Annotated in this window: 18 protein-coding genes; 8 read left to right on the top strand and 10 right to left on the bottom strand. The window is 60.0% G+C overall.

Features of this window, described 5'->3' with window-relative positions:
- The 5 genes from AC1DC5_RS03130 to AC1DC5_RS03110 form a co-directional block, all read left to right on the top strand.
- Positions 1 to 250, top strand: a 250-nt coding sequence (locus AC1DC5_RS03130) for an LGFP repeat-containing protein (RefSeq protein ID WP_476864149.1), incomplete at its 5' end; no start/stop codon positions are given.
- Positions 251 to 362: 112 nt separating this feature from the next.
- On the top strand, positions 363 to 1,499 hold the full coding sequence (locus tag AC1DC5_RS03125; protein WP_476864148.1) for a glycosyltransferase family 4 protein: 1,137 nt from the start codon (positions 363 to 365) through the stop codon (positions 1,497 to 1,499).
- Positions 1,500 to 1,574: 75 nt separating this feature from the next.
- The gene (locus tag AC1DC5_RS03120) at positions 1,575 to 2,558 is read left to right on the top strand and encodes a GDP-mannose 4,6-dehydratase (protein WP_476864147.1); all 984 of its coding nucleotides are present in this window, start codon (positions 1,575 to 1,577) and stop codon (positions 2,556 to 2,558) included.
- Positions 2,555 to 3,580, top strand: a complete 1,026-nt coding sequence (locus AC1DC5_RS03115) for a GDP-mannose 4,6-dehydratase (protein ID WP_476864146.1) — start codon at positions 2,555 to 2,557, stop codon at positions 3,578 to 3,580. Before AC1DC5_RS03120 ends, AC1DC5_RS03115 begins: the two co-directional genes overlap by 4 nt.
- Before the next feature lie 74 nt (positions 3,581 to 3,654).
- Positions 3,655 to 4,968 (top strand): hypothetical protein, encoded by a 1,314-nt coding sequence (locus tag AC1DC5_RS03110; RefSeq protein ID WP_476864145.1) that lies wholly within the window; start codon positions 3,655 to 3,657, stop codon positions 4,966 to 4,968.
- A gap of 31 nt (positions 4,969 to 4,999) precedes the next feature.
- Here AC1DC5_RS03110 and AC1DC5_RS03105 read toward each other — a convergent pair whose 3' ends face one another.
- Both AC1DC5_RS03105 and AC1DC5_RS03100 read right to left on the bottom strand, forming a co-directional pair.
- Positions 5,000 to 6,235, bottom strand: coding sequence for a glycosyltransferase family 4 protein (locus tag AC1DC5_RS03105; RefSeq protein WP_476864144.1), 1,236 nt, complete (start codon positions 6,233 to 6,235; stop codon positions 5,000 to 5,002).
- A gap of 2 nt (positions 6,236 to 6,237) precedes the next feature.
- Positions 6,238 to 7,263, bottom strand: a complete 1,026-nt coding sequence (locus AC1DC5_RS03100; protein WP_476864143.1) for a polysaccharide biosynthesis protein — start codon at positions 7,261 to 7,263, stop codon at positions 6,238 to 6,240.
- Between the two features lie 153 nt (positions 7,264 to 7,416).
- On the opposite strand from AC1DC5_RS03100, the gene AC1DC5_RS03095 reads away from it, so the two are divergent.
- The 3 genes from AC1DC5_RS03095 to AC1DC5_RS03085 all read left to right on the top strand — a co-directional run bounded on the left by AC1DC5_RS03095 (position 7,417) and on the right by AC1DC5_RS03085 (position 9,985).
- On the top strand, positions 7,417 to 8,157 hold the full coding sequence (locus AC1DC5_RS03095; protein ID WP_476864142.1) for a glycosyltransferase family 2 protein: 741 nt from the start codon (positions 7,417 to 7,419) through the stop codon (positions 8,155 to 8,157).
- On the top strand, positions 8,157 to 8,576 hold the full coding sequence (locus AC1DC5_RS03090) for a DUF2304 domain-containing protein (protein ID WP_476864141.1): 420 nt from the start codon (positions 8,157 to 8,159) through the stop codon (positions 8,574 to 8,576). Before AC1DC5_RS03095 ends, AC1DC5_RS03090 begins: the two co-directional genes overlap by 1 nt.
- A 596-nt stretch (positions 8,577 to 9,172) precedes the next feature.
- Positions 9,173 to 9,985 carry a hypothetical protein gene (locus AC1DC5_RS03085; RefSeq protein WP_476864140.1) on the top strand — a complete coding sequence of 271 codons (813 nt, stop codon included), beginning with the start codon at positions 9,173 to 9,175 and terminating at the stop codon, positions 9,983 to 9,985.
- An 848-nt stretch (positions 9,986 to 10,833) separates the two neighbouring features.
- On the opposite strand, the gene wecB is transcribed toward AC1DC5_RS03085, so the two are convergent.
- The 8 genes from wecB to glf all read right to left on the bottom strand — a co-directional run bounded on the left by wecB (position 10,834) and on the right by glf (position 22,216).
- Entirely contained in the window at positions 10,834 to 11,985 is a 1,152-nt protein-coding gene (gene wecB, locus AC1DC5_RS03080) for a non-hydrolyzing UDP-N-acetylglucosamine 2-epimerase (protein ID WP_476864139.1), read from the bottom strand.
- On the bottom strand, positions 11,982 to 13,073 hold the full coding sequence (locus AC1DC5_RS03075) for a polysaccharide biosynthesis C-terminal domain-containing protein (RefSeq protein WP_476864138.1): 1,092 nt from the start codon (positions 13,071 to 13,073) through the stop codon (positions 11,982 to 11,984). Before AC1DC5_RS03075 ends, wecB begins: the two co-directional genes overlap by 4 nt.
- A 27-nt stretch (positions 13,074 to 13,100) precedes the next feature.
- A complete protein-coding gene (locus AC1DC5_RS03070; protein ID WP_476864137.1) occupies positions 13,101 to 15,059 on the bottom strand; it encodes a DUF6541 family protein in 1,959 nt (652 codons plus the stop codon).
- 137 nt (positions 15,060 to 15,196) lie between these two features.
- Positions 15,197 to 17,332 carry an acyltransferase family protein gene (locus AC1DC5_RS03065; protein ID WP_476864136.1) on the bottom strand — a complete coding sequence of 712 codons (2,136 nt, stop codon included), beginning with the start codon at positions 17,330 to 17,332 and terminating at the stop codon, positions 15,197 to 15,199.
- A 98-nt stretch (positions 17,333 to 17,430) separates the two neighbouring features.
- The gene (locus AC1DC5_RS03060) at positions 17,431 to 18,156 is read right to left on the bottom strand and encodes an ABC transporter ATP-binding protein (RefSeq protein ID WP_476864135.1); all 726 of its coding nucleotides are present in this window, start codon (positions 18,154 to 18,156) and stop codon (positions 17,431 to 17,433) included.
- Positions 18,157 to 19,080 (bottom strand): ABC transporter permease, encoded by a 924-nt coding sequence (locus AC1DC5_RS03055; RefSeq protein WP_476864134.1) that lies wholly within the window; start codon positions 19,078 to 19,080, stop codon positions 18,157 to 18,159.
- Entirely contained in the window at positions 19,035 to 21,032 is a 1,998-nt protein-coding gene (locus AC1DC5_RS03050; RefSeq protein ID WP_476864133.1) for a glycosyltransferase, read from the bottom strand. Before AC1DC5_RS03050 ends, AC1DC5_RS03055 begins: the two co-directional genes overlap by 46 nt.
- A complete protein-coding gene (gene glf / locus AC1DC5_RS03045) occupies positions 21,029 to 22,216 on the bottom strand; it encodes a UDP-galactopyranose mutase (RefSeq protein WP_441404571.1) in 1,188 nt (395 codons plus the stop codon). The genes AC1DC5_RS03050 and glf overlap by 4 nt, the downstream gene beginning before the upstream one ends.
- Positions 22,217 to 22,375: the final 159 nt, after the last annotated feature.

The following is a 22,375-nucleotide window of genomic DNA, read 5'->3' as shown; positions in this document are numbered from 1 at the left end:
CGCCGCGAACGGAGCCAAATCCCAGGGCTACCAAAACGGTGCGATCTACTGGACCGCAGCGACCGGCGCCCGCATCTCATCCGGTGTCATCCGCGACGCCTGGGCCGCCCAAGGCTGGGAATCCGGAACCCTCGGCTACCCCACCACCGGCGTATATTCGACCGGGAACGGTAATCTTGCCCAGAACTTCCGGGGCGGCCGAATCGACTGGTCTTCAGCTGCGGGAGCAAAGACCACCCTGTCGCGATGACTGATGCCTGCCACGAGCATTTGACTCGACGGCACATCCGCCGGAGCAGCGCGCTCTCCGGAGCTTAAGGTTCACGGACGGGACGTCGCCTCATGCAAGATAAGCTGGATAGATGCGAGAAAAACCAGTAACCAACGGAACATCTGCCGAAACCCGGCCGCTCAGAGTCGCCGTTGCTATGCTCACCCTGGTACCCGGCGGGATGGGCGGTGGCGAGACCTACGCCCGCGGGCTTCTCCGCGGCCTGGCCTCCATCCGGGATGTTGCCGCGACTGCATTTGTCAGCAACGCAGCAGCCGGTTTTTCGGACCCCATTCCGGAGGTTGTCTGCCCCGAGATAGCTGGTGGAGGGTCCGCCAGAGAACGAATATCGACTCTCGTGGCTGGCCTGCTCAAGCGCAAGTCGCTCATTGCCCGCATGGGGGGCAACGATGTTTTTCACGTTCCGTTCGCCGTGAACGTGCCGCGTCCCTCTGGGTCGGTGGCGACTGTGCAGACGCTGTGCGACGTGCAGCATCGTGACCTTCCCCACCTCTTCAGCCGCGTGGAGCGGCTCTACCGAAGAGTCTTCTACGAACGCACGGCACGGAAAGCTGACGCCGTAGTCACCATCAGCGAATTTGCGAAGCGGACGATCGTAGAACACCTAAAGATCTCCCCCGACAAAATCTTCACCGCCCACTTGGCTGTCGACACAGACCAATTCACGCCCAATCTCGGTGAGCGGGAGAACTTCGTCTTCTACCCGGCACGTGGCTGGGCCCACAAGAACCATGCCGTCCTCTTCGACGCCATGCGTCTTTTGCAGGACGAACGGCCCGAATTGCGTTTGGTTCTCACTGGTGGAGGCCTCGACCATCTCATTGATGTCCCGGAGAATGTAGAGGTCAAGGGCCTGGTGCCCTTCCCGGAGTTGCTTGAGCTGTATCGCAAGGCAAAGTGTCTGGTCTTCCCCAGTTTGTACGAAGGATTCGGCTTGCCTCCCTTGGAAGCGATGGCCTCGGGATGTCCGGTGGCGTCCTCTACGGCCGGCTCTCTGCCCGAGGTCTGCGGTGACGCTGCCGTCATGTTTGATCCGCATTCGCCCCGTGCCATCGCCGACGGAATCCTCGAAGCCATCGACCGGGCCTCCGAGCTCCAAATCAAGGGGTTCCAGCAAGTTGATAGGTTCACCTGGGAGAAATGCGCGGAGGCACACGAAGCCGCCTACCGCTACGCTGCAAGGCAGCACGCACAGTCCGTTCGCTAGCTCCAATCCGCTGTTCAGCACCCAACCGGATATAGTGGCTGTGCTTGACTCTTCGACTTAAAGGACAATTTCCCCATGCCTCGTGCGCTCATTACCGGTATCACTGGTCAGGACGGCCTTTACCTTGCAGAGCTGCTGCTTTCCAAGGGCTATGAGGTTTTTGGCCTGATCAGGGGCCAGAACAATCCCAAATTCGATCTGGTCCGCAAGACAGTCCCCGATGTAAAGCTCCTCACGGGGGACCTGACGGACGTGTCCTCGCTCGTCCGAGTACTGGCAATTTCGCAGCCTGACGAGATTTACAACCTTGGGGCGATCTCCTTCGTAGCCTATTCGTGGGAAAACGCGTCCATGACGTCGGATGTCACTGGCAAGGGCGTGCTCAACATCCTCGAGGCCACCCGGCTATACGCAGGTGATGACATTGGCAAGGTTCGTTTTTACCAAGCCTCTTCGTCCGAGATGTTCGGGAAGGTCCAGCAAGTCCCCCAGAGGGAGGAAACACTGCTGTGGCCCCGCTCGCCTTACGGTGTCGCGAAGGTCTTCGGTCACTACATGACCATCAACTACCGCGAGTCGTACGGAATGCACGCCTCCAGCGGAATCCTGTTCAACCACGAGTCTCCCCGACGCGGGCCGGAGTTTGTTACGCGCAAGGTCTCTCAGGCTGTCGCCCGCATCAAGCTCGGTTTGCAGGATGAGATCGTGCTGGGAAACCTGGACGCCAAACGTGACTGGGGTTTCGCCGGGGACTATGTCGAGGCCATGTGGCTCATGTTGCAGCAGCCCGAAGCGGATGACTACGTCATCTCCACCGGGGAAACCCATTCCATCGAGGAACTGCTGGCAGCAGCCTTCGCGGCAGCGGGACTCGACGATTGGCGCCGCTATGTCCGCCAGGACCCCAAGTTCATGCGTCCGGCAGAGGTTGACCTTCTTATCGGCGACGCGGCGAAGGCACAGACTGTCCTCGGGTGGAAGCCCAAGGTTTCCTTCGATGAGCTCGTAACCATGATGGTCGAGAACGACCTGCTGGAGCAGCGGCTGCTCGCCAAATGACCACAGCACCAGCCCGCGATGGAGTTCGCAGCACCCGAACGGCCTTCATTACTGGCATTTCCGGCCAGGACGGCTCCTACTTGGCCGAACAGCTGGCCAGCGCCGGGTGGAGCATCCACGGGATGGTCCGTGCAGAGGATGCGTCACCCCCGCAGTATCTTCATGCAGGGGTGACGCTCCACGACGGAGACCTCTCGAATGCCCCGCGGCTGTCGCGGCTCGTGGAAGAAATCCAACCCGACACGATCTTCAACCTTGGGGGCACCAGCTCGGTTGCCGCGTCGTGGAAAAAACCATACGAAACGTCGCTCAGCACCGGCGCAGCCTCCATTGCTTTGCTCGAAGCCGCGTGGTTGCTTCAGGAACGAACCGGAAATGAGGTCCGGTTCCTTCAAGCGTCCAGTGCCGAGATCTTCGGCAATGCCGCTCAGGTACCGCAGAATGAGCGCACTCCGGTCAGTCCGCTTACACCGTATGGTGCGGCCAAAGCTTTCGCGCACCATGCCGTTGCCACTTACCGGGCACGCGGGCTTTTCGCCTGCTCGGCGATCCTATACAACCACGAGTCGCTCCGCCGGCCCGCGAGTTTCGTTACGCGACGGATCACCTTGGGCGTAGCTGCAATCGCACTGGGGCTCAAAGACCGTTTGAGTTTGGGCAACCTTGAAGCTGTCCGGGACTTCGGATGGGCACCAGACTACGTTGATGCCCTGGCGAGAATAGCGACGGCCGAACAGGCGGATGACTTCGTGGTCGCGACCGGAGTTTCGCACAGCGTGAGGGACTTCGCGGAAGCTGCTTTCTCTGCTGCCGGAATCTCGGACGGACTGTCGCGAGTAGACACTGATCCCAGATTTCGCCGCCCGGTCGACGCCTCCGAGATGCGTGGCGACCCTGGCAAGATTTCAGCGACTCTTGGCTGGAAGGCGACCACCACTTTTGACGGCATTGTACAGACCATGGTCGAACACGACATCGAAGTCGTCCGCAACAGCGGACTAGCGGCGCTACCAGCGGATTAGACGGACGGCGCATCACGACAGCCAGTGCATCACGACAGCGTTCGGATGCTGATTACAACGTGAAAGCTCCCGAATTGACGGATATTACCCAGTCATCCGAGTTTGTCCCCGAACAGCCTCCAAGCAGCGGTGAGACAATATCAGCCAAATCTGCCGCGGGCGTCGGTGGGGCTTCGGTGGTGGCGGCCGCAGCCGGCATCGTCATTCTCTTCATCACGAGTCACGCGCTGTCGCCGGCCGACAATGCAGAGTTCCTATCGTTCTGGGCCGCATTGTTTTTCGTCTGCGGCGTTCTCGGCGGGATTCAGGCAGAGACGACCAGGGCTGTGGGCGCGGCCCGCAGGCCAGGGCCTACGGGCACTCCCAGAGGCGCGCGCGTACTGGCATCCGGACTGATTGTTGGTTTGGCCTCAGCAGTGGTCATCCTCGCCCTGTCCCCCATTCTGAGCAACCACATATTTCACCGTGACTCCGGAGCCATTACTGGAGCCCTTGTTGCCACGGCGGTTTTATTCTCATGCCACGCCACATTGGCCGGGGCCGCACAAGGCCATGACAAGTGGTCGCTCTTCGCCGGATTGGTCTCACTGGAAGCCCTGCTCCGCCTTGGAGCCATTGCGGTCGCAGCCGCGCTTGCCGCTCCGCTTCTGGGACTGGAACTGGCATGCCTCGCTGCCCTCGCCGCCTGGCTGATAGTGACGCTTATCTTCCCGACCGCCAGAGCCTCGCTCGCGGCCCGCGCCGATGTGGGCCTCGGCAGGCTTCTTCAGAACACCGGACATGCCCTGCTCTCAGCCGCATCTTCCGCTGCGCTGATCGTCGCGTTCCCGATCCTGCTGAAGCTCACCACCTCGCCAGCCGACTACGCTTTGTCCGCGCCCATTCTCCTGGCCATATCGCTCACCCGTGCGCCGATCATGGTTCCGCTTCAGGCCTTCCAGGGCGTTGCCCTGACCGAGGTTGTCAAGAACCCCCGGGACGGCTGGAAGGCGTTGAAGAAGCCACTTGCTGCACTGCTCGCTATCGGCGTCGTCGGCGCCGTCGCGGCGTGGTTGATCGGCCCCTGGCTGATGCTCTTTTTCGGCCCCGACTATCGTGTGGACGGGTGGGCTCTCGCCGCCCTGACACTTGCTGCAGTGTTGATGGCAGTCCTCACCTTGCTCGGCACCATCGTCATCGGCTTAGGCAATCATCGGGCATACTCTGCCGGATGGCTGACAGCAACAGCGGTAGCCGTCGCGCTTCTCCTGCTCCCGGCCAGTGTCGAGGTTCGCAGCATTCTGAGTTTGGGGCTGGGCCCCCTCGCCGGGATCGTCGTCCATGCATTGGCGATTGCTCGCATTGTTCGCATCCAGCGTGAAACTGCCGACCAGGTCGTAGATCCCTAGGCCACCCAGAGGCCCCGGGGGGGCCGTCCGCCTACCTCGCCCCTAACACGAAGTCTTTCAGCCGGCCCAGAACTATGCTTCGTTCAAGGTTCGCGAAGTGGTAAGCCTTGCCGCTCTCGCCAAGGCCCTTGCGTTCCTGCGGAGACATTCGGTACAGCGTCCGGATGTTTTCGGCCAAAGCGGCGGCATCGGCAGCCGGTCCCACGAGTCCACAGTGTGCTTCATCCTCGACGAGCGTTCGGACTTCGCCATCCATGGCCAGTGCAAGCGGGCGGCCGGAGGCGATGTAAGACATGACCTTGGCCGGAATGGTCGCTTCAAGCAGATCGCTCTTGACGAGACAACCGACCAGCACATCCGCCAACGTCGTGTACTTCGGGATGTCGGAAACCGGATGGTGTCCTTCAAAGCGGAACACGCCCTCAAGACCCCGCCGCGCCACTTCCCGTTCCAGTTCGCTCCGGCTCATACCGTCGCCCACTATTACCCACACGATGTCTGTCAGGCCCTCGTGATTGAGCTCTTCGGCCGCATCAACAATGGTTTCGAATGATTGCGCAGGGCTGATGTTTCCGGTGAAGACGACCTTGAAGCCCTCGCCCAGGCGTTTGGCGAGCTCAGGCTCATAGATCTCTTCTTCGTAGAGACTTTCGCAAGCCTGCGGCACGACAGTAATCCGGTCATCGGGGAGGCCTGTTATGCCTTTGACTTTGGCACGCATCTGTTCGGACAGCACGACAATTTTTTCCGGTTGGCGGTAATGCCAATGAGATATCTTTTCTGCCAACCTGCGGAACAACTTGTTTTTCACGTGCAAAACAGAAAAGAGGTTTTCCGGCCACAAATCGAGGACGTACATTGTGGATTCTATGCCCCTCATCTTCGAGATAAGAATCCCTGTGATCGACATCATTACCGGCGAAAGCTGGTATAGAAAAACTTTGTCGTACTTGCCGAAAAGTAATCTCGGCAAATGCAGCAGACTCCCGACAGGAAATGACACATAGTTCAGGAAGATTCGAAGGCTCGAATTATCTCCCCGGGGGATCTCCGGTGCCCGGTAAATCTTGATCCCCTTGTGTTCTTGCCTAAATGGACCTCGCAACGAGTATCCAGGATAGAATTGCCCCTGCGGATAGTTGGGAAGACCGCATAGAACCTCCACATCCAGTCCGTTTTCGACAAAGTAATCGCAGATATCGTTTATCCGGAAGCCCTCCGGCCAGAAATGTTGGCCGACGACAAGTACTTTGGGCTTACTGCTCATTCCTAAGACGCTGACGTGATCGAGGGAAGCAGGTCCTGGACGAAGTCCGTGGTCTTCATCTTCTCGATAATCTCGTCAATGGTCAGCTGTTGGGTGTTGTGGGATGTGTATTCCTCCAACGTCTCGCTGACGATGTCTCCGGAATCAACGAACTTTTCGTAGTTGAGGTCCCTCGTGTCGGCGGGGACCCGGAAGTATCCGCCAAGGTCCTCCGACTTCGCACGCTCTTCGCGGGTGAGAAGCGTTTCGTGCGCCTTCTCGCCGTGCCGGGTCCCGATGACATTGATTTCGACGTCGGAATTGAACAGGCGCTTCATCGCTGTTGCCAAGTCACCAACGGACGAAGCGTCGGCCTTTTGGACGAACAAGTCGCCCTGATTGGCATTCTCGAACGCGAAGAGGACGAGCTCGACTGCTTCATCGAGGTTCATCAGGAAGCGGGTCATGTGCGGATCTGTCACCGTCAGAGGCTTTCCAGCTCGAATCTGGTCTGCGAACAAGGGGATGACCGACCCTCGCGACGCCATGACATTTCCGTACCTGGTGCAGGAGATCAACGTTTCCGACGGATCGACGTTGCGGGACTTGGCGATCACGACCTTTTCCATCATGGCCTTGGAGGTGCCCATGGCGTTGATCGGGTAGGCAGCCTTGTCGGTGGAGAGGCACACAACCTTCTTGACCCCCGCGTCAATTGCCGCGGTCAGGACGTTATCGGTTCCGAGGACGTTGGTCCGGACGGCTTCCATCGGGAAGAATTCGCACGACGGTACTTGCTTGAGTGCCGCAGCGTGGAAGATGAAATCCACTCCCCGGACAGCCTCGCGCACGCTGTCAATGTTGCGCACGTCACCTATGTAAAACTTCAACTTGTCGTTGCTGTAGGCCTTCCGCATGTCGTCCTGTTTTTTCTCATCCCGGGAGAAGATACGGATCTCACCGATGTCTGTGTGCAGGAAGTGCTTCAGTACAGTGTTCCCGAACGAGCCAGTGCCTCCGGTAATCAAAAGTGTCTTGTCCTTGAACAACTTGTCTCCTTGTTTTGCAGGTGGCTACGGCTACGAACATGGGCTGCAACCGTTAGATGATATCAGCGAGTCGGGATCGGGACGGGTAAACAATCCTCGCGCGACCCCGGCCATGGATTCGGCTTGCATGTGATTCGGCGTAGAATCTCAAGCATGCTTAGCCCAGAAACCCGCAGAGTTCTAGTGATCATGCCTGCCTGGAACGAAGGTGAAACCGTCGGTGACACGGTTGACGAGGTGATCAGCCTGAACGAAGGATACGACGTCCTGGTCGTGGACGACGGCTCAAGAGACGCGACAGCGGCTGTCGCGGCCGCCGCCGGCGCGACGGTCCTTCGGCTCCCGTTCAACATGGGAGTCGGCGGTGCCATGCGGGCTGGATTCAAGTACGCCGACCGATACAACTATGACGCCGTAATCCAAGTAGACGCCGACGGCCAGCACGACCCTCGGGAGATCGCTTCGGTCTTGGAGGGCTTGACCGCTGCCGACATTTGCATTGGGGCACGCTTCGCCTCCAAGGGTGATTACAAGGTCTCCGGTCCGCGCCACTGGGCCATGGTGTTCCTTGCTGCGGTGATCTCCAGGCTGGCACGCACAAAACTTACGGACGTGACGTCGGGGTTCCGTGCGGGAAACAAGCGGGCTATTGCGCAGTACCTCGACCACTATCCAGCTGAGTACCTGGGCGACACTATCGATTCATTGGTCGTCGCGATCAAGTCTGGCTGTAAGGTGACCCAGATCCCCGTGGCCATGCGGCCCCGGCAGGGCGGAACCCCGAGCCACAATCCAGCTAAATCCGCAATCTACCTGCTGCGGTCCGTCTTTGCGCTGCTGTTCGCGCTGACCCGGAGCCGCTCAAAAATCGCTGCACAGGAAGGCATCGCCTGATGGGAAACACGTTGGCCCCCTTCATCTTCGCCCTGGTGATGGTAGCGATCGTACTGGAGCTGGTCCGCCGCAAGGTCTTTCGTGAGAAGTATGCAGCCCTCTGGCTGGTCATTGGCGCCAGCGCCCTGGTCTTGGCAGGCTGGCCGGACCTTCTTGCGGGTGTCAGCAAACTCCTTGGCGTTCAGGTTGCGTCGAACCTGCTCTTTGCGTTGTGTATCGTCTTGCTGCTTGGCGTGTGCCTCCATCTCTCCTGGGAACTCTCCGTCGTCGAAGATGAGAACCGCACGTTGGCTGAAGAAGTCGCGATTCTGCGCACTGCCGTTGAGCAGTTGGAAAGCGATTTCCGGCGCATCCCGCAGCCCACACCGCAGGCCGCGAAGCCGCAGCTTCAATCGGCGCCTGGCCCCTGCGACGACTGACATATTTGGCACAGTTCAGGGGTGGAGTCCGGCACGCCATAGACTGCTACTGTCCATTCGGAACTTTCATCGCGCCTCGCAGGGAGCGGGCCATGGATCAATAAAGGTCGTGACATTGGGGGAACGCCGGCTTAAACCGGCCACGAAGGAATCATGCTCAGCCCCGATCTGCAAGACAACCCCCGGACCTTCGGACTCCAAGGTGTCCGCCCGGCGCCGAAGAGACTCGCCCATCAGTACCGGCACAACTGCCCCACAGTGGCTCTGCGTCGCCTTGGTTGCGAGCCTCGTGGCCCTGGCCGTATTCATGGTCCGGGCCGCTGGAGGCTTGACCGGCTGGCGGTACGGTGTTGCCCTGGGCCTGGTGCTGATTCTTATCCCGACCTCGCGGACGTTTTCACAGAGAATTCTTTTATCGATCGTCGGACTGGCGGGAACAGCCCCGATCATGTGGTGGGTCACGGGCCCGGTCCCGGATCTTAACCGCGGTTCCGCGGTCTTGGCCGTGGCAGCCGCGGCCCTAGCCGGGTCAGCATGTCACTGGCGCGTCAAACGTCAGCCACTCCGTAAGTTTCTGCCCCATTTCCGTGCCGTGGATGGCCTGCCAGTTCTCGCGGGGCTGGCTTCCCCGTGGTGGTTCAGAGTTTCGTCTCGGTCCGGACACCAAGGCAGGCGTTGCTCGTGCTGACACGGTCGTGGGATTTCGCGCCGCACTTCAACAGCCGCACTTCAACATGTTCAACATGGCTCGAAATCACGGCTCAGTTATCGCGGTGCTGCCAGCAGCCCCCGACGGCGGGAGGTGGTCCGCGGCGACGTATCCCCAAGGTTTCCACTCCTTGGCCGCCACGTTTGCCGAGGTGGTTGCCGGCCGCACTGCAGATGACGCAGGGCAGGAAGTCCTCCTGTTTTGCCGGCTGGTCGGTGTTATCCGCGTTCTCTGCACCCTGCTGGTCGTCGCTGGGCTGACGTCGCTCCCCGTGCTACGCCACAACTTCTTTGTGACGCTTCCTCTCGTTGCCATCGTGTCTACGGCCTGGGTGGTGGGTCCCGGCGCCATTCCAAAGTTCGGGGCCTTCCCAGATTTCGGGCTGGGGGTGGCACTTTGTGTGGCCTGTGTTGCGATCGTGCAGCTTAGGCGGGTCATTCACCCGGCGTTGGCGTCAACGGCCCTGATCCTTGCCCTGGCTGGGGTTGCTCACGGCTGGATTCTCCTGCTCGACCTTTGTCTTCCCAGCGCGGTGGTTTATGGCTGGCACCTGTTTCGGCATCGTGCACAGTCGGGGACGGCGGCCGCTTATCGCCATTCACTGTCTCCTGGCTGCTCGGCGCCGCCGCCCTTATGGCCGCGCTCTGGCAACTGCTGGGCAGGTCTGCCGGGGATGTTCTCAACACTACTGGCGGTATAGCTCTGGCCGACACGGGAGTGGCTGTATTGTGCATCATTGCCAATGCTTTCGTGGCGTTGGCCTTCTACTCTCGTCGAACAGTCGGAACCGACGAGGTTCGGCTCGGAACCCTTACTTCACTACACGTTGTGGCCACTCCGCTCTTTGCTGCGGCACTGCTTGTCTGCCTTGCCGTCTTTCAACTGGTCCAGGCCGGCGTGGTTACGTACTATCTCCATAAGTCATTCCTGGCTGTCGAGCACCGCGCTGGCCGGCCCTATGCCGCCGCTCATTCCGAAACTGCTCGCCGTGTCACGCGTGGAGCAGCGCAGCCCCTTCATCTACGTGGGATTCAACGACTTATTCGATCCTCTTCTGGCCGCCCAGTGGACACTGACCCTCCAAGGCAAGTGGACGAACAATATATTGAGCCCGCCATTCCAATGGTCAGCCCTCTGTTCAAGGGACCGTCCAAAGTCTCGGACGCCATTGTGGTGATCTTGGAAACGATGCCCGATCTGGACGTCATGGTCGATGCGGAGCTGGCCCCGAGTTGCGCGCCACACTTCCCCAATACGCGTCAAGAATCATAACCTACTAGCCTCCGCCCGCTCGGGGCAGTGTGAGAGCTTCGTACGGTCCCTGACCGGGTCCGGGCGCCTTGGACTGCGGGGAGGCACGGAGAGGCGAAGCTGCGGCAGGCAGTCACCTGTCCATTACGGACCCCAGGGCGTCAAACCCGTCCCCAAGAAACCAGACCCCCGCCACGCAAAACGCTCGGCTGGAAATTCCAGCCGAGCGCCAACGTGATCCAATGCCGCAGCCTAAGCCAGCGCGGCGAACCCTAAAACAGCCTGTTCTTCGCTTCGTCACCGATCGATGTTGACGAAAATTCCTGACCGTTGATGGTGTGTGTGGGCGGTCGAACGAATGAAGTTCACTGCCCGCCGAGACGTGTCGCCAATCTGGTAGTCCGCCGGAATGACGGGCGGACCGTCAGTCTCGAACTGGTCGAGGACAATGTCGATGGCGTCGACAATCGCGTCCGCCTTGACACCGGTGGTGATGATGGCCGCGGTATCCAGTGACTCCGGACGTTCGATGGCGTCCCTAAGAGTGACTGCCGGGAAGCCCAACAGGGAAGACTCTTCGCTGATGGTGCCGCTGTCGGATAGCACAAGCTTGGCTTCCTGCTGAAGCTTTACATAGTCGTTGAAGCCGAATGGCGGGTGGAAGCGCAACCCGCGCTTCAACTCCTCGGGCTGGTCCTCGAGCCGTTTACGGGTCCGGGGATGAGTGGAGACGAGCACAGGCAGTCCGTGCCGTTCGCTGATTGTCTGAAGTGCCTTGAGGATCTCGGCCAGGCGTTCTGGGCTGTCGACATTTTCCTCCCGGTGGACGCTGACCATAAAGTACCCGCCGGACGTGAGCTCCTGCTTTTCGAGCACGTCACTTGCTGCAATGGCGTCGGCGTTGCCGACGAGAACTTCCTTCATCGGGGACCCCGTCAGCAGGATCCGGGACGGGTGCAGTCCCTCTGCCAGCAAATTCCTGCGAGCGTGCTCCGTGTATACGAGGTTGTAATCCGCCACGTGGTCAACCAAACGGCGGTTCGTCTCCTCCGGGACATTTTCGTCGAAGCAGCGGTTGCCGGCCTCCATGTGGTAGACGGGGATCCGCAGGCGCTTTGCCATGAGAGCAGAAATGCAGCTATTGGTATCCCCCAGCACCAGCATTGCGTCCGGCTTTTCTGCCAGTAGGACCCGCTCCGTCTTGGCAAGGATCGAGCCCAGGACGGCACCCAAGGATGTCGTGTCCGCTTCCAGGAAGTGATCCGGCTTTCTGAGGCCAAGGTCTTCAAAAAAGACCTCGTTGAGTTCGTAGTCGTAGTTCTGGCCGGTGTGGACCAGTACGTGCTCGGTACTGCGATCAAGTCGCCGAATGGTGGCCGCCAAACGGATAATCTCGGGCCGTGTTCCTACAATGGTCAGTACTTTTAGCCTGCGGCCAGCGTCGGTCATACTTCCTCCGGGAAAGTGTCGGGAGAGGCTGCGTCAAATATTTCGTTGATCCAGAACATGGTGTAAAGCTTATCTGATCCGGTATTTGTGATCTTGTGAGACCACATTGTCGGCATATCAATAGCGACGGGCTGCTGCCCGTCGACCGAGTAGGTCCGCACTTCATCGGAAAACAACTTCCGCATGGAGATTTCGGCAGTTCCCGACAGCACCGTAAACCGTTCAATTTTTCGCCGGTGGTAGTGCTGCCCCCTGGTTACGCCCGGCTCCGTGGTGGAGAATGACGCTTGCCCCTCGCCCCCTGCGCTTCGGATGACTTCGAAAAAGGCGCCACGGGCATCCTCCTTCCGGTCCAAGGTGACGGGAAGACGATCGCCGACCAGGAACGAGCGGTAGGTATTGAACATATCGCGGTCAAACGGTTTCGAAATGTCCGGAATGGTCCCGGTGGAATAGATTTCGGCCATCTCTTGGATCAGCGCGGCCACCTCGCTTACGCGGCGGCTGGTTGCGAGCCGCTGGGTGTCCTCGGGATGGTGCAGCCCGAGGAGGATTTCGGCGGCTGTCTGCACGTGCAGAAGCAACAAGTCCTTGTCGTCCTGGACTTGCAGAGGTTTTCCGTCGGCGGCCAGCTGGCAGAAAGTCGCCACCACAGAGTTGTAGAAAGGCACTCCGTGCTCACCGAACAGATTGGGAAGGCTGACGTTGACAAAGTCGGCTCCGGCGTCTTCGGCGGCTTTCTTCAGGATCAGGCCGGCCTCCTGCTTGCCCCGACCGTACGCGCTGTCGTTGCCGGCCTGAATGGAATTGGCATAAACCACAGTCGCGGGTTTCGTCGTCGTCTGGTCCAGGGTCCACGCGAGTTGCTCAGCGAAACGGATGTTGCCGAGCCTGACGGCATCGTCGTCACCTCTGTTCACGCCCGCCACGTGCACCAGGACCGGTGCCCGTTCCATGATGCCAACCGCAGCGTCGATGTCGAATTTGTCCCCCAAGGCCAGCGCTTCAGTCGGCTTGCCAACGCTGTGCGCGAGAACGCGCGTGTGCCATCCAAGGAAGCCATTGCTTCCGGTCAAGGCGATCGTCATATTTGAATTCCTTTCACGTAGCTACAGTCACTGCCCGCAGACAGTCAGTTTGTAAATTTTCGCTTGGCCCTGGGAATCCAAGAGGGTCGCTACTCCGGAAGCTTCGAGGTTGTCCAGCCCGCGGAAACCGTTGTCGCCGCCGTGGACTTCCTGGTGGCCAAAATCAAGCACATATCCGACGTGAAGCCGCTCAACGATCGGACATAGGGTCGGATCCGAGCCTGCTTGGTTTAGACGCGCGAACAGCTGGTCCGAGCCTCCGGGGAGTTCGCTAAGCATGTGAAGCTGGATGAGTTTCCTGCCGGTAAACGCATAAGCCAGGGCGCTCCCGTTCCACGGATTGCCCACCATTACCGCGTCGTGCGGGATTTTGTCTGGCAGTCGCTTCAACAACGCCATCTCGTCTGCAGACACAAGCCGCGAGTCGTTGTTCAATTGATAGCCGCCCGCGGCTGAGTTGGTCGCCGCCCGAACGTTGGCTTGCTGGGTACCGACCGCAAGCAGGCTTGCAGCCACGACTGCAGCCGCTACGCCTACATACCGCCGGGACCGACTCGCTCCGTCCGCGGCCGTAGGCTCCTTGGCGGAAGGGTATCTGGCCGTCAGCGGAGCCACCCACTTGTCCCAGCCACGAACAGCTCCAATGACGGCCAGCGGCAGAATTACGGTGGGGAGAAGCGATGCCAGGCGGGGTGGATCGTTGTACCAGACACCTGTGAAGAACGTCCGAAGATCCCCAAACGGGAAGGACGCCACGATGACGAAGAGGCCCGCAATGACCGCGTACATTCCGACAAGCCAAAGCTGCTTGCGTCGCAGGATCAGCGACACCAGGCCTGCCACCGCCAGCACCATCACGGCCCATGAGACCGGGCGTCCAATGGCAGAACTGGTGAGTACCTCGCCAATGGCCCGCCCTGTCGTTTCGATGGGGGGCCAGAAGGCCGCAATCTCGGGAGGCCGGACCGTTTTCCACAGAACAGCAAGTGCGCCCAGTCCCAGCAGGAGCATCAGGATCATTCCGGCCACAGGCAGTGCGACTCGCTGCGACCGTCGCGCAAGCCTCACTGTGAGCCCCGCCCACAGGATCAGCAGGGGTGGCACCATAAGCGCCACAAGCGCCATTGTGCTGCTCGGGTGCGCCAGGGTCAGGCCTGGAAGCACTAGAACGAACAGCAACCAGGACACGGTTCTTGATTCTGACGGGTTCCGCCCCAATCCCAATGCCTGGATTCCCAGCGCTAGCGCCACCGGCAGCAACGCGTTACCCAGGAAGTTCGGATAAAGGACACCAAAATCCAGCAGCAACAGTGGAAACGCGCCGAAAGCCGCGGAGAGGACCCCTGCCGCGACGCTGACGGCGACCCGGTTTCCAAGGATCTTGTGTGCCAGGAAGATGCAGCCCAGCGGCCAGACGATGGCTCCCACCACGAGATTCACCACATTTACGGCCACGGGGATGGCGGCACCCGTCGTTGCGGCAAGCAGCGCGACCAGATCGTGCCAGGCCGCCGGGTAGAACCCGCCACCGGTCATGGAGCTCACCGTAATGGACGACGCTGAGCCCGTGTCGAGTATGTAACGCACGGCGTTAAGGTGAAAAACGTTGTCGAACGTTTGCGAGAACGCCTCCGGCCGTCCGAATGCGGCCATGAGACGTCGGCCAATGAGAAATGCTGCAACAACAATCGCAAGCCCGTGGCCAGCCCCCGCCCACCAGTTGATCGCCCTGCGTCCGCCGGGTTTCTTGGTATGTGTTGTTTTGGTGAGCAAGGTGGTTGTCGCCAGGGCAACAGCACCAATCAGGGCCGTGAAGACGAAGACCGGGAGAAGCGACCACTCCATGTTCAGGAGCGGTGCCACCAGAGCTGAGACGGACACGATTGAGACCGTGATGGCGGGAGCCATGGCCAGTAGCGCCATCCCGCGGGCCCGGCTTGCCCAGGCCACGAGTGCCCCCGGGACGAACAACAAGCCGATCGCCACAACGACAAGCGGGACTACAGACCACCACGACAAAGGAATCCTCCGAGAACTTTGATTGAACGAATGCAAAAAACCTATTGGTCATTGTCATGAGCCGCCCTCCCGAATCTTACTCGACTGGGGTTCGGCGGTTTGTGCTACAAGTTGAGTCGCTGAGCCAACGCCGGCGCCAGCGTCTTGGCGAATGTATTGGTCATGTGGTTGTCCCGATAGACCATCACGTTGCCGATAACTGCCGGACAGATCCCCTGGCGGCAAAAATACGCCGACATGTCGAGGAGTTCGACTCCTTGTACCTGTGCTCCTGCCAGCTGCAGGGGATCTGTCCGGGCGTCCACTTCGCGCATCTTGGTCTGGCACATCGGTGAATCGGTTCCGTTGAGCGAAACGCACTCAGGAGTGGAGACGTCGGGATAAGGGTTGTCGCCCACAACGGCCACGCGGATACCGGCTGCCCGAAGTGGCTTTAGGACCTCGACATAGCCGTCGACCAGCGCGTGGGGATTATCCCACCCCCATTTGAGCGCACGGTGGTAGCCCGCTGGCGCCATTCCGGAAACCACTACCAGTTGCGGCCGGAGGAGCAGGATCCGCTCCAGGGTTACCTTGTTCTGCTCGGAACAATTGTGGTAAACCGTCGTGCCGTCCGCTGGCGGGGCTGTAGAAAAGGGACAGCCATTGCGAACCATGGCCCGCACGTTCCATCCCGAAGGCGTGCCGGCGATAAGAAGCGCATCCACGTATTGTGCCGCGTGCGAGTCCCCCACAACGACCATCGTTTTCGAGGCATCCGCCGGACCGTACAAGCATTGCTCGATCCTGAGGTTAGCCGGATCAAAGGTCCCGCATTCGTCCTTGCCGGTGAGGGGCACATCCTTCAATGCCACGGCGGGATCCGGCTGAACGGGGAGGGCAGCAGGAACCGTTGCAGGGCGACTGGGGTCAAATGCCGTCGCTCCCGGATATTCGCGCAGGTTCAGCGCCCCGCTCAGCTGCTGGGATTTGGCTTCGACGACGACCCAAGGCACAAGGGCCGGAGCTGTCGTGGCTGCGATCAATCCCGCGGCCACAACGAGTGCGTTCCCCGCCAGGGGCCTCCATCGTCTTGCTTTCAGCGGAAGACCCGGGAAAGGGCTGACCGCGTGACGGAACCTTTGCTCGACGAAGTAGTAGGAGGCAACGGCCAAACCCAAGCTGATCCCGACAATGGCCGCACCGTGAAGGTAGCCGGGCGTTCGGCCAAGGAGAAACACGTAGAACACCACCACGGGCCAGTGCCAGAGGTAGAGGGAGTAGGACAAATCACCAACATAGGTCACCGGCCGGAGGCTCAGGAGCCGGGTAACCGAATAACCGCGGTCGACTGATGGCTGCAAGTGCGACGCACCCGAAGCGACTACCAAAACCGTAGCCAGCACCGGCAAGAGTGCGACGGATCCTGGGAAATCCATGGCGGTAGAGAACGTCATCGCGGAGTAGAGGATTGCGCAGAGACCGATCCAACCGGCAACACGCAGGAACACCGCCCGTGGATGCATCTTCGGCAATAGGACGGCGGCAATACCCCCCATACCGAGCTCCCACATTCGGGTGCTCGTAGCGAAGTACGCGATGCCGTGCTCCGTGGACGAAAACAGGATGCTGTGGACGAATGACACAAGAGACACTGTCGCCAGCACGGCGAGACAAATGGTTTCAATCCTTAGGCGCAGTTTCGCAGCGACGGCCACCCCCGACAGGAGGATCAGTGGGGTTACCAAATAGAATTGTTCTTCGACGGCAAGAGACCAATAGTGCTGCACCGGCGAAACAGCGGCTGTCGCGCCCGCATAGCTGTTTTCGCTGAACGCCTGATTCCAGTTCTGGACCTGCAGCCCGGACATGATCACGTCCAGGGAAATTGACTGCCACCTGTTTTGTGGCAGGAAGATCACAGTCGCGATGGTGGTCGCAATCAGGACCACGCTGGCAGCCGGCAGCAGCCGCCTGATGCGCTTGGCGTAAAAAACGGACAGCCGAATCCGTCCGGTATCGGAGAGTTCCCTGACCAGGGATCCCACAATGAGGAAGCCTGAGATGACGAAGAACACGTCGACTCCGACAAAGCCACCGGGCAGCAGTTCCGGCCAGATGTGATAAAGAATCACAAGTCCCACGGCCAGGGTGCGCAGCCCCTGGATGTCCGTTCTTAGGCCCGTGTTCGCCTTGTCAGGAGGGGAACTTACCCGTATATGGCGCCCCTGAAGCACCATCGCCGACGGCCTACTAGTCACAGTTCTCTTCCTATAGTGAAACGGTCGTCGTCGATGTGCTCCGGTCAGGGGACTGAGACGCTCAGTTCCCTTGAGGGCAGCCCTGCCGCTGCCCGGCCCTAGGCCCGAAGAAGGGCCACGGCCTGATCAATAGGGCCGTCGAACAACAGGTTCCCGTGCTCAAGGAGGACACCCCGCTCGCAGATGCGCGACACCAGGTCAAGGTCGTGGCTGACGACAACGAGCGTCTTGCCGTTCTGGGCCAGCTCCTGAATCTTGGAGATGCACTTGCGCTGGAAAGGCTCGTCTCCGACCGCCAGAATTTCATCGATGAGGAAGACCTCAGGGTCCGTATGGACTGCTACCGAGAAGGCCAACCGCAGATACATTCCGGACGAGTAGAACTTCACTTCCGTGTCAATAAACTGCCCGATTTCTGCAAACTCCACGATGGCGTCGAAGCGATCGTTGACTTGCTGCTCTGTCATCCCCAGGATGGCTCCGTTGAGGTAGACGTTGTCCCGGCCCGACAAGTCGGGGTGGAAACCCGCACCAACTTCAATGAGGCCGGCCACCCGTCCCCGGGTACGGACAGTGCCGGAGTCGGGAAGCATGACCCCGGATATGTGTTTAAGGAGCGTTGACTTACCGGACCCGTTCAGCCCCAGGAGGGCCACGGACTCTCCGGTCCTTACTGTCAGCGAGACGTCTTTGAGCGCGTGGAACTTCTCCGACAGGTCGCCTCGGCGACCCTTGGCAAGCCAAACGACAGCCTCCTTCAACGACCGGGTGTGACGCAGCACAAACTGCTTGCTGACGTCCCGTACTTCAATAGCGTTTGCCACTCACAACTCCTGCGCGAATCGGCCCTCAAGCCGACGAAATGTAAATTGGCCCACGACAAGGACCGCGATCGAAAGAACGATTCCCACGGGCAACCACAAGGTGAACAAGTTCGGCGGCATCGGCGCTGAACCATCGGTGGTCGGCAACCAGAAAGCGTAGTGGAAGAGCTCCACTCCAACGGTGATCGGATTCGCCTGGTAGACGGCGAAAGCAACGTCCCCAAGCTTGTCCCGAACCATGGTCCACGAGTACATGACCGGCGAAGCCCACGTCGCGATCATCAGCAACATGTCGACGATGTTCTCGGAGTCACGGAAATAGACGTTTGCCGAGCCGAACAGCAGGCCGAGTCCTGTGGCAAGGAGTGCAACGATGACAAAGCCTCCGACCGCAGCCAGGAGCTGGAGCAGATTGGGGTGCCACCCAGCAAAGACACAAGCTGTGACGAGCACAACCAGCTGCGGAAAGAAGTGAACCGCGGAAACCCACACAGAGGCGACAGGGAACAGCTCCCGCGGAAGATAGATCTTTTTGATCAAGTTGCCGTTATGGACTATCGACCTCGCAGCATTGCCCAGTGCCTCGGAAAAGAAATTGATGAGCACAATTCCCGAGAAAAGGTAGATGGCATAGTTGGCGAGCCCGTCAGGGTTCTTGGGACTTTTTTCCAGTCCAAGAAATACGCCCAGGGCGATGTAAAAAACAATGAATTGGACGCCGGGCTTCACGTAGGACCACATCAGCCCCAGAACGGAGCCCCTGTAACGGACCTTGAGCTCTTTCCGTACCAACAGCTTCAGCAAGAACCCGGACTGGCGGATGTCGCGGATCCCACCGCCGACGCCGGGGGTGGTGAGTTCGCTTAAGCTGACGCCGCTCACTTGATCTCGTTCTGCGTGTGCTGCTCGAAAGTCTTCCTCCATGACTCCATCGAAGTCAGATCCCCCACGGCAGCCTGGTACTGGGCGCTAAGTTCGCGCCAGTCCTTGAGCAGGACTGAGTGCAGGTGCGCGCTCTGGGCGAGCATCTCGCGGAGCTGCTTCGGGTCCCTCTTGTACCAGGACGCACCTGTTCCCTCTGCATTGGAGACCACCGCGCTGTCGTACTGGGCCATCCGCCACCAACGGTTGTCCTGGTGCGGCACGGTCGCCTGGGGGCGCTCCATGCTTGATCCGCTCACGGGGTTAAGCAGTTGCCGGATGACCGTCTTGGCTGCCCATGGCAGAAGTGAGACCTTCGAGGGCTGTGTGATGCCGTGGCCCCGGCGGGGCGGCTTGTCCATTTTTGGTGCAGGGAAGTCGTCCTGGTCAGGGCGGAACACCGAGTCTGAGTAACCAGCCATCATTTTTCGGATCTCCGGCAACTTCGTCGGCAGAAGCTCCCGAAGACCGGCCGGCCCCTTGAGGACATCTTCCATTGCCCAGTTACGCCCCCGGACAGTTGCATACTGCATCGAAACGAGGTGCTTCACGTCATGGTAGTGAGACTCGCGGACGACGCGCCCGCCGTACTCGTAGGGGCTGTGCAGCAGCGCCACGACAACACGGTTGCGCGCGTGGAAGTACGCCTGCCAGCCGACCAGGTCGTCCTTGTCGATCCACGAAACGTGCCAAACCGCTGAACCCGGCAGGGAGACGGTCGGGAATCCGTGCTTCTTGGCACGAAGGCCGTACTCAGAGTCATCCCACTTGATGAACAGTGGAAGCGACAAGCCAATCTCGCGGATAACGGCGGTAGGAACCAGACACATCCACCAGCCGTTGTAGTCCACATCAACACGACGGTGCAGCCAGGACGTTTGGCGAAGATTTGACGACATGAAGTCGTGCCCCAGAATCATTTCCTCGCTCGGCAGTGCGGGCTGGAACCTGTACGGATTCACAACTTCACCGAACGTGTGCATGACGGTCCGGTTGTAAAGATCGAACATGTGCCCACCGACGATGGTCGGCGTCTTGCACCGGTCCGCGAATGTGAGGAGACGAATGATGCTTTCCGGCTCGACGACTATGTCGTCATCCATAAGAAGCACATAGTCGCTGCCATTTTCAACGGCCTCGAACATTCCCCGGGCGAACCCGCCGGACCCTCCGAGGTTCGACTGGTTGATGATCCTCAGTTTCCCCTGGAGCGCATCCCTGACTTCCGCGAATCCCTCGGCCTCAGAGACTTTTTGTGAGCCCTGATCCACAAGGAGCACTTCCTGAACGTGCTCAAGGGCTTCAGGATTCTCCGCCATGAGACGCAGATTGTTCAGGCAGAAGTCGTTCTTATTCAGCGTCGTGATCTGCAGGGTGACAGACCCCGACGGCTTGTCGACCGCAGGTCCCTGCCATTCTGCCTCAAGCATCACAAGGGGTTCCGTCCCGGCGACCAGATCGAACCAGTACCAGCCGCCATCGCCGAACGGTGCCAAACTCAGTTCGAAGAAGCTGTCAGCAGTGCCTTCAACCCTGCGGGTATCGACCCGCTGGAGGGAACCCCGGGCATTGGATTTGTAGACAATGACCGAGCCGGGTCCCTGGGTGCGGACCTGCAGCCGAATATTCTCAACGGTTGTCCACCGGCGCCAGTAGCTTGCGGGGAAGGCGTTGAAATAGCTTCCGAAAGACACTCGCTCACCCGAGCGGACAAGGGTGGACCTGCGGGAGAGGAAATCCTCTATGTGAGCTTCTTTAGTGGGGGCTGCGAAGCTGCGGGCACTGGCCGTTTGTCCTCCGCGGTCCCCCGCCGTGGGCAGCTGCGTCCCGGTGGCGGCACCCATGTCCATGTAGAGCGGGACAGTGTCCATTTGGCTCTGGCTGGGCAGAATTACCCTCTGGAGAGTCGACCAGCTCAGTTTCGTTTCAACTTCTACTTCGCTTGAGACTGTCATGCGTCCACTCCTCCGCTTTCAATCTTCGCGCCGCCCTCGAAATGCGGTCGGATCTGGTTCTCGAACATTGTCAGCGCGGACCCGATGGCCATGTGCATGTCCAGGTACTTGTACGTTCCGAGGCGTCCGCCGAACAGGACGTCCTTTTCGGCTGCCGCGAGGTCGCGGTACTTCAGCAGGCGCTCCCGGTCCGTTGCCGTGTTGATCGGGTAGTAGGGCTCGTCGCCCTTCTCCGCCGCGCGGGAGAACTCGCGCATGACGACGGTCTTTTCCGTCTGGTAGTCGCGCTCCGGGTGGAAGTGGCGAGGCTCGATGATGCGGGTGTAGGCCACATCGGCGTCGTTGTAGTTGACCACGGACGTTCCCTGGAAATCGCCGACGTCGAGCACTTCTTCCTCGAAGTCGATGGTGCGCCAGGAGAGGTCGCCCTCGGCGTAGTCGAAGTAGCGGTCGACGGGGCCGGTGTAGATGACCGGGACGTTGCCAACAACCTTGTTCTTGCTGTATTCGTGCGACTCGTCGAAGAAATCGGTGTTGAGCCGGACCTCGATGTTCGGGTGCTCGGCCATCTTTTCGATCCACGCGGTGTAGCCGTTGGTCGGCAGGCCCTCGTACTTGTCGTTGAAGTACCGGTTGTCGTAGTTGTAGCGCACCGGAAGCCGGGAGATGATGCCCGCGGGCAGGTCCTTGGGGTCCGTCTGCCACTGCTTGCCGGTGTAGTGCTTGATGAACGCTTCGTAGAGCGGCCGGCCGATGAGCTGGATGCCCTTGTCGTTCAGGTTCTGCGGGTCAGTGCCGGCAAGTTCCCCGGCCTGTTCCTTGATGAGCTCCTGCGCCTGGCCGGGAGTCAGGTTGGCGCGGAAGAACTGGTTGATCGTGGCCAGGTTGATGGGCAGGGAGTAAACCTCACCCTTGTGCACGCCGTACACCTTGTGCACGTAGTTGGTGAACGTCGTGAAACGGTTGACGTACTCCCAGACACGTTCGTTTGAGGTGTGGAAGAGGTGTGCGCCGTAACGGTGCACCTCGATTCCGGTCTGCGTGTCCTTCTCGCTGTAGGCATTACCGCCGATGTGGTGGCGGCGGTCGATGACGACAACCTTCAAGCCCAGCTCAGTGGCGGCCTGTTCTGCGATTGTCAGGCCGAAAAAGCCTGACCCTACGATGACAAGGTCAGCGGTCACAAAATCTCCTGGTTCGAATATGGGCAGCGCAACGTTGTGCGTTGTCTGCTGCTCTAGCCTACCCGAGACAGGGTGTAAACCGGCGAATCGGGGCCCGCGGCGGGGGTCGCCGCGGGCCCGGTCGTTTGTACGTTTCCCGAGGTCAGCACGGCTTTCCAC

The organism is Arthrobacter sp. 10L424, assembly GCF_056395325.1.
Note: the sequence above shows the minus strand (reverse complement) of the source record. Positions and strands in the feature narration are given on the sequence as shown.

Coding starts and splice junctions, on each gene's coding strand:
- AC1DC5_RS03115 (WP_476864146.1), top strand. CDS start 2,555: ATGACCACAGCACCAGCCCGCGATGGAGTTCGCAGCACCCGAACGGCC.
- AC1DC5_RS03125 (WP_476864148.1), top strand. CDS start 363: ATGCGAGAAAAACCAGTAACCAACGGAACATCTGCCGAAACCCGGCCG.
- wecB (WP_476864139.1), bottom strand. CDS start 11,985: ATGACCGACGCTGGCCGCAGGCTAAAAGTACTGACCATTGTAGGAACA.
- AC1DC5_RS03090 (WP_476864141.1), top strand. CDS start 8,157: ATGGGAAACACGTTGGCCCCCTTCATCTTCGCCCTGGTGATGGTAGCG.
- AC1DC5_RS03075 (WP_476864138.1), bottom strand. CDS start 13,073: ATGACGATCGCCTTGACCGGAAGCAATGGCTTCCTTGGATGGCACACG.
- AC1DC5_RS03105 (WP_476864144.1), bottom strand. CDS start 6,235: ATGAGCAGTAAGCCCAAAGTACTTGTCGTCGGCCAACATTTCTGGCCG.
- AC1DC5_RS03085 (WP_476864140.1), top strand. CDS start 9,173: ATGGCCTGCCAGTTCTCGCGGGGCTGGCTTCCCCGTGGTGGTTCAGAG.
- AC1DC5_RS03050 (WP_476864133.1), bottom strand. CDS start 21,032: ATGACAGTCTCAAGCGAAGTAGAAGTTGAAACGAAACTGAGCTGGTCG.
- AC1DC5_RS03095 (WP_476864142.1), top strand. CDS start 7,417: ATGCTTAGCCCAGAAACCCGCAGAGTTCTAGTGATCATGCCTGCCTGG.
- AC1DC5_RS03120 (WP_476864147.1), top strand. CDS start 1,575: ATGCCTCGTGCGCTCATTACCGGTATCACTGGTCAGGACGGCCTTTAC.
- AC1DC5_RS03055 (WP_476864134.1), bottom strand. CDS start 19,080: ATGGAGGAAGACTTTCGAGCAGCACACGCAGAACGAGATCAAGTGAGC.